This window comes from Acidimicrobiia bacterium (genome assembly GCA_040881685.1).
Classification (GTDB): domain Bacteria; phylum Actinomycetota; class Acidimicrobiia; order IMCC26256; family PALSA-555; genus SHVJ01.
Window position 1 is genome coordinate 124,829 of record JBBECS010000016.1, and the last position, 6,288, is coordinate 131,116.

Genomic DNA, 6,288 nt, shown 5'->3' on the forward strand with positions numbered 1-6,288 from the left:
GAGCGGCCGTGCACAAGGTCCTGCGACGATTCCTCTATGCGGTGGCGATCGCCGCCCTTGCCGCCGCGCTGACGGCCGGTGGTCTGTCTGCCGGCATCTTCGGTGGGTTCCAGCGGCGGGCGTCGGATGCGCTCTTTCCGTCCGCGAAGACCGACGATCGCATCGTGGTGGTCGGCATCGACGGGACGACGATCCGCGAGGTGGGTCAGGTGCCGTTGCCGCGCTCGGCCCAGGCACTGCTCGCCCGCCAGCTGACTGCGGCCGGCGCGTCGGTCGTCGTCTGGGACGTGCTGTTCTCTGGTGAGAAAGAAGGCGACGCCGAGCTCGAAGCGGCATTGCAGGAGGTCCGAGCCCCGATCATCGGCGCGTCGTACATCGCCGAGCCGTCGGACACCGACCCGACCTTCCTGGAGGTCAAGAAGGTCGACTTGGCCCCGCTCGACCGGCTGGCCCAGGCCGGCAACACCGAGGTCGCCCACGTCAACGTCATCAACGATCCGTCCGACGGCGTCGTTCGATCCCTGACGCTGGTCTACGAGGACGGCGCCCAGTTCCGCTATGGGCTCGCCGTGCAAGCGCTGGCCGCGCTCCGCCACACCGAACCCATCGTGAGATCGAACGGCGACATCCAGGTCGGCCAGACCGTGATCCCCACCGAGGGACGCCGCCAGCTGCGCCTCAACTTCGCGCCCGGGCTCGACCGGCGCGATGACAAGGCCATCATCTCGGCCGCCGACGTGCTCACGGGCGCGGCCGACCCGGCGCGGTTCCGCAACAAGGTGGTCTTCATCGGCGCAACCACGCCGGTGCTCGGTGACACCAAGCTCGTTCCGGTCGACAAGTCGAACACGTTCCCTGGTGTGCTGATCCACGCGAATGCGCTCAACACGATGTTGACCGCGTCGTACCTGGAGACCGTCTCCCCCACGGAGACCACGGTCTGGGTCGCACTCGTGACGTTGCTCGCCGCACTCTCCGTGCTGTTCCTCCCGCTGTGGTTGGCTGCGCTCGCCAACTTCGTCATTGGGTTCGGCTACCTGCTGATCACCTTCGTGCGCTTCGACGACGGCCACGTGATGAACGTCGTGTACACCACACTCGGCCAGTTCCTCGCCTTCCTCACGGCGCTCGGCGTGAAGTACGTGACCGAGACGCGTCAGCGCCGCCGAGTGTCGTCGCTGTTCGCGCAGTACGTACCGGAGGAGGTTGCCCGACAGCTCGAGCTCTCCGGGGCGCTCGAATCCCACATCGAAGGTGAGCGGGTCGACGTCGGCCTGTTCTTCTGCGACCTCCGTGGGTTCACGTCACTGTCGGCGACCCTCGAGCCGAACGAGGTGCGGGCGATGCTCAATCACTTCTATGACCTGCTCACGGAGATCATCCACAGCCACGGCGGAACCGTGTTGAAGTTCGTGGGCGACGAGGTCTTTGCGGTCTTCGGTGCGCCCCTTCCTTGCGACAACAACGCGCAGTCCACGCTCGACTGTGCAATGGAGATCCAGGGTCGAGCACACGAGCTGGACACCGAGCTGGCGAACCTCCACATCCCGCCGGTGAAGTTCGGCATCGGGATGAACGCAGGTGACGTGGTCGCGGCGCACATCGGTGGCGGCCGTCGCCGGCAGTACGACATCGTCGGCGACACGGTGAACCTCGGCAGCCGTCTGTGCAGTCAGGCCGGGAAAAGCGAGATCGTGCTCCCCGAGAAGATGATCGAGCGGCTCACGAACGTGCCGCCGATGGAGTCCATGGGTGCCGTGCAGCTCAAGGGCCTCGACGAGCCGGTGCCGCTGTTCAAGGTGCTCGTGGGCGAATCCGAACCGCGTCAGGCGACCCCCACGACCACCGGAGTGCCGACGAGCGCGTCCTAGGCCGTCCCGACCTCGCGGCCGTAGAGGCCGACGAGCTTCGCCTTGCCCTTCACGGTTCCCTTGACGGCAGCGCGCAAGTCGTCGGCAGTCGCCACACCCGCCTCGAGATCAACGGGCTCGTCGAGCGCATAGAGCGTGAACCGGTAGCGGTGCGGATCGACTCCCGGCGGTGGGCACGGCCCGAAGTACGACGGAGAACCTTCGACGACGTCCGGAGGGAGCGTCTCCTCGGGCAACGCACCCGCTTCGGGGTCGATGCCCCACGCCACCCAGTGCACGAACGTGCCGCTTGGCGCGTCCGGATCCTCGAGGGTGATGGCGAGCTCCACGGTGCCCTTGGGCACGCCCTTCCACTCCAAGGGAGGCGATGCGTTCGCGCCGTCGCACGTGAACCCGTCCGGGATTGTCCCGCGGTTCTCGAACGCAGGGCTCGTGAGCTTCAGCTTCGTCTTCGCCGAAACTGGTCCCGCGCTGACGACCACCACGGTGGTGATCACGAATGCGGTCGACAGCACACGGCGCACGAGCCAGAGGCTAGACCGATGGTCGTGGAGGCGGATCTGGTCGTGGTCGGGATTGCGGGATTCTTCGCCGCGATGGTCGACGGCGCGCTCGGTATGGGTTTCGGTCCCACATCGTCGAGCATCTTGCTGAGTCAGGGATTGTCGCCCGCGACGGTCTCGACGACCGTGAACCTTGCCAAGGTGGCAACGGGTCTTGTCGCCGGTGTCGCACACTGGCGCTTCAACAACATCGATCGCCGCCTCGTGGTGCGACTCGCGATTCCTGGTTCGATCGGTGCCCTCATCGGCGTCACGGTGCTGGCCAGCGTCGATGGCGACGACCTGAAACCCTTCCTCGCCGTCCTCCTGCTGCTCGTCGGCATCCGAATCCTCGTGCGCTTCAGCCGGCCGCTCCCTCTCGCGCCCGACACTCCCGGCGCCGCGGACACCGAGGCGACCGAAGACGCGCCACCGACCTTCGATGAGCGCGGGGTGGAGATCGCCGCGGCAGCCGGTGGCATCACGAACGGGCTCGTCGGAGCGTGGGGACCCGTGGTGACGCCGTACCTACTCCATCGCGGGTTGACGCCGAGGTTCGCGGTGGGCTCGGTCAACACCGCAGAGGTTGCGGTCGCCACCGTGTCTGCGGGGTCGTTGGTAGCGTCGCTAGGAGGCGGTGGGCTCGATGCCGAGGTTGTGCTCGCGATGCTGGGCGGCGGCGTCGCGGCCGCGCCGCTCGCGGCCTACGTCGTGCGGTTCCTTCCAGCTCGCCTGCTGGGCTTGGCGGTCGCCGCCCTCTTGCTCCTCACGAACATCCGCGAGCTTGCGGGTTCATGGGAGCTCCACGACTGGCGCTGGTCGTACTACGTCACCGCGATCGCGCTCGTAGCGCTCGCGATGGCGCGCCCACGGCTGACGCGGGGAGTGCAGGCGCGGCGCGGCGCCGACTGATTCAGTTCGTCGAGAAACCGAACGCTTTGGCTGCGTTGCCCCCGACGATCGCGCGGACCTCGTCGTCGGAGACGCCGTCGAACTGCTTGGCCGCGAACTCCTGTGAGGTGGGCCATGTTCCCTCGGGATGCGGGTAGTCGTTACCCCACATCAACGTCTCGATCCCGGTGATGTGACGGTTGTTGATCGCCACCGGGTCGTACATGAAGGTGGCCGCGGCCTGGCGTCGGATGAGCTCGCTCGGCTTGAGCGACAGCTTCGGACGCGCCCAATGGAGGTGGTCCTGGTAGATCGAGTCGGCTTGGGTCATGATCCAGCCGAGCCACGCGGCTCCGGTTTCGACGGTGACGATCTTCAGCTTCGGGAACCGGTCGAGCGCTCCACCAGCAGCCATGTTGAGAATGACCATCGGGCCGTCGAGTTGAGCCCCGAGCAGATAGTTGATGACGGCCCCGCCGTTGCCGCGCACCACGCGCGGCTCGTGCCCGGTCCCGGAATGGAAGGTGAGCGGAAGCCCGAGGTCCTCGGCAACGGCCCAGAACCGGTCGTACTCGGGGTCGTTGTACGGGCGCTGCTGCACGCGCGCGGGCAGGAACAAGGATCGGACACCCTGGTCCGCCAGCGTCTTGGCCTCCACGATCGCCGCGTCGATATCGAGCATCGGAACGAGGCCGACCGCAAGCAAGCGATTCTCGGTGCCGAACACTTCGGCGGCCCACGAGTTGTACGCGCGGCAGAGGGCGAGCTGGAAGGGCGCGTCGTCAGGTGAGAAGCACGCTTGGAGCGCGAACGTCGGGAAGATGACCTCGGCGCTGACGCCGTCCTTCTCCTGGTCGCGGATCCGGTCAGCTGGTTCCCAATCGCCGACGATGGCCACTTCACGCTCGTCGGCGGTCATGAGCTTGCGGGGTCCCATCCCCTCCACGAACAGGGTGCGCCAACCGTCGCGGGCCTCGATGCGCGGCACTCGATCCGCGAACTCGCCGTCGATCCGCTCGGCGTACAGCTCGATCGGTTCGGTGACGTGTGCATCGGTCGAGATGAAGGTCGCGTTGCGATACGTGTCGATCATGCGCTCTCTTCGCTCCGGGTCGAGACGCAGTCTACGTCTGTCACCGTTTGCGGGGCTCCAACCGGCGCGGGATGCTGGCTAGGCTCCGCCCCTTCGGTTGGCAGGGGCCGTTGGAAAAGGAGGTCGAGTGGACAAGCGAGCGGGCATCATCGCCGGCGGCGTCGGCGCGGCGATCCTGGTGATCGCGGGCATCGCACTCGCGGCCGGCGGTGGCGACGACGACCCCAAAGTCGATACGGCGACCGAGCAGACCACCACCACGCTCGCACCAGCCCCGGCGCCCCAGTCGGGCGGCGGTTCCGGCGGCGGCGGTTCCGGCGGTAGCGGCTCCGGATCGCAGAACGAGCAGCCGTACTTCCAACCCGACCACAGCATCGAGGCGTACTCCGAGGACAACAAGCCGTTCGTCCGCGTCGACCTCCACGCGTACGATCCGGACGGTCCGGAAGAAGAAGAGGTGTACCAGGTCGAGTTCTACTGGGGAGATGACCAGCAAACCGTCATCCCAGGCTCCGACGGGAGCAACAACTCGTTCTCGGCAACTCACGAGTACGACTGCAGCTTCGGCGGCCAGTCGGTGCACGTCCTCGTCAAGGCCATTGACGGTGACGGTGGCTCTGCGCAGTTCGAGGGCGACGTGACGCTTCCGTCCTGCTAGACGCCAGCCCAGTCAGCCGCGCGTTTCGGCGCGGAAGGCAAGCAGCCAGGGGACCTCGTCGTCACCCGCCTCCCGCAGGGCGGTGATGACGAGGTCCTCGCGCGCCAAGAGGTTCACGTACGTGCTGAGCGGCCAGTGCATGCTCACGAAGCGCATCGTCAGGCCGCCGCGATCGATCGCCATCTCGTAGCGGCGCGCCTCGAGGTACGGCTGGTTGACCTCGAACCGCCCGGCGACGGCCGCCTCCTCGTCCGACGCTGAGCTGAACGGATGCACGATCGCCGCGCACAAGGCTCCATCTGGGCGGAGGACGCGTGCGACCTCGTGCAGGGAAGATTCGAGATCGTCGACGTCCTGCAGCGAGCAGCTCGCCACGACCAGCGACACGCTACCGGCGCGCATTGGCAGGGCCGCGGCGTCACCGAGCGCGACCGGGAAGGCGGGCTCGGCGGCTCGAGCGGCTTCGACGAGCGTCGGCGAGCGCTCGACTCCCACGACATCGTGTCCGAGCGCGATGAGCTCCCGACCCGCCCGTCCCTCGCCGCACCCGAGGTCGACCGCAACTCCCCCGGGTGCGGGAAGCAGCTCGTGCAGCGCGGGCCAGGTGCCGGACCAGAACCCGTCATGCTGCGACGTGCGCGCCCAGGCAATCCAGTCCTGGGCGTGTGCCTCCCACGCGTCGCTCACGCTCATGGCATCGGGATCACGAGTCAGGGAGATACGTCCTTCGTCCGCAGGCCCCGCGTCACGAACGTCAGCAGGCCCACCGCGATGATCACGATGGCCGCGTAGGCCACGGTCTCGCCGATCTTCTCGGTCTGTGAGTAGTAATCGCTGATCCCGACGCCGCCGACCGCGTCGGCATCGCTGGTCCGCTGGAACACGGCGACCATGCCGACGACCGCGGCGGTGGCGAGCGCCACCAGCTCGACGACGACCCCCAACCAGGCCACTCGTCGGGATGACATGGACTCGAGATCGATCCGCTCGAATCCGAAGCCGCCGAGCAGCACGAACGCGGCCGCGCCGACAACCGAGAGGTACTGCCAAGTCGCGATCTGACTCACCGCTTCATCGATGCGGCCCCAGCTGTCGACCACGCCGATCTCAGGTGCACCCGCCGCGCTGATCGACTCCCCGACGGTGGCAACGAGCACTCCGATCAGCAGCACGAGCGCGAGAGAAACCCTCCATCGCTCGATCGAGCGCGCGGATTCATCAACCGTTGTTGGG

The 6,288-nt window shown here is 67.3% G+C and carries 7 protein-coding genes; 3 read left to right on the top strand and 4 right to left on the bottom strand.

All coding sequences use genetic code 11. The features are described from left to right. Positions 1 to 8: 8 nt before the first annotated feature. A complete protein-coding gene (locus tag WEE69_04700) occupies positions 9 to 1,871 on the top strand; it encodes an adenylate/guanylate cyclase domain-containing protein (GenBank protein ID MEX1144590.1) in 1,863 nt (620 codons plus the stop codon). Here the strand turns inward: WEE69_04700 and WEE69_04705 are convergent. Then, positions 1,868 to 2,395 (bottom strand): YbhB/YbcL family Raf kinase inhibitor-like protein, encoded by a 528-nt coding sequence (locus WEE69_04705; protein ID MEX1144591.1) that lies wholly within the window; start codon positions 2,393 to 2,395, stop codon positions 1,868 to 1,870. The two genes, WEE69_04700 and WEE69_04705, sit on opposite strands and share 4 nt — an antisense overlap. 18 nt (positions 2,396 to 2,413) lie before the next feature. On the opposite strand from WEE69_04705, the gene WEE69_04710 reads away from it, so the two are divergent. Next, a complete protein-coding gene (locus tag WEE69_04710) occupies positions 2,414 to 3,325 on the top strand; it encodes a sulfite exporter TauE/SafE family protein (protein MEX1144592.1) in 912 nt (303 codons plus the stop codon). Between the two features lies 1 nt (position 3,326). Here WEE69_04710 and WEE69_04715 read toward each other — a convergent pair whose 3' ends face one another. Further along, complete coding sequence (locus WEE69_04715) at positions 3,327 to 4,397, bottom strand: amidohydrolase family protein (GenBank protein MEX1144593.1); 1,071 nt, start codon at positions 4,395 to 4,397, stop codon at positions 3,327 to 3,329. A gap of 127 nt (positions 4,398 to 4,524) precedes the next feature. Here WEE69_04715 and WEE69_04720 point away from each other — a divergent pair, with 127 nt between their 5' ends. Further along, positions 4,525 to 5,055 carry a hypothetical protein gene (locus WEE69_04720; protein ID MEX1144594.1) on the top strand — a complete coding sequence of 177 codons (531 nt, stop codon included), beginning with the start codon at positions 4,525 to 4,527 and terminating at the stop codon, positions 5,053 to 5,055. 12 nt (positions 5,056 to 5,067) lie between these two features. On the opposite strand, the gene WEE69_04725 is transcribed toward WEE69_04720, so the two are convergent. Beyond that, positions 5,068 to 5,748 carry a class I SAM-dependent methyltransferase gene (locus tag WEE69_04725; protein MEX1144595.1) on the bottom strand — a complete coding sequence of 227 codons (681 nt, stop codon included), beginning with the start codon at positions 5,746 to 5,748 and terminating at the stop codon, positions 5,068 to 5,070. A gap of 17 nt (positions 5,749 to 5,765) precedes the next feature. After that, positions 5,766 to 6,288 (bottom strand): hypothetical protein (locus tag WEE69_04730; GenBank protein ID MEX1144596.1); only part of this gene is annotated, 523 nt, incomplete at its 5' end.

What these genes read in the sequence shown, in the direction of transcription:
- WEE69_04710 (MEX1144592.1), top strand. Translation starts at nt 2,414, where the DNA reads ATGGTCGTGGAGGCGGATCTGGTCGTGGTCGGGATTGCGGGATTCTTC.
- WEE69_04715 (MEX1144593.1), bottom strand. Translation starts at nt 4,397, where the DNA reads ATGATCGACACGTATCGCAACGCGACCTTCATCTCGACCGATGCACAC.
- WEE69_04725 (MEX1144595.1), bottom strand. Translation starts at nt 5,748, where the DNA reads ATGAGCGTGAGCGACGCGTGGGAGGCACACGCCCAGGACTGGATTGCC.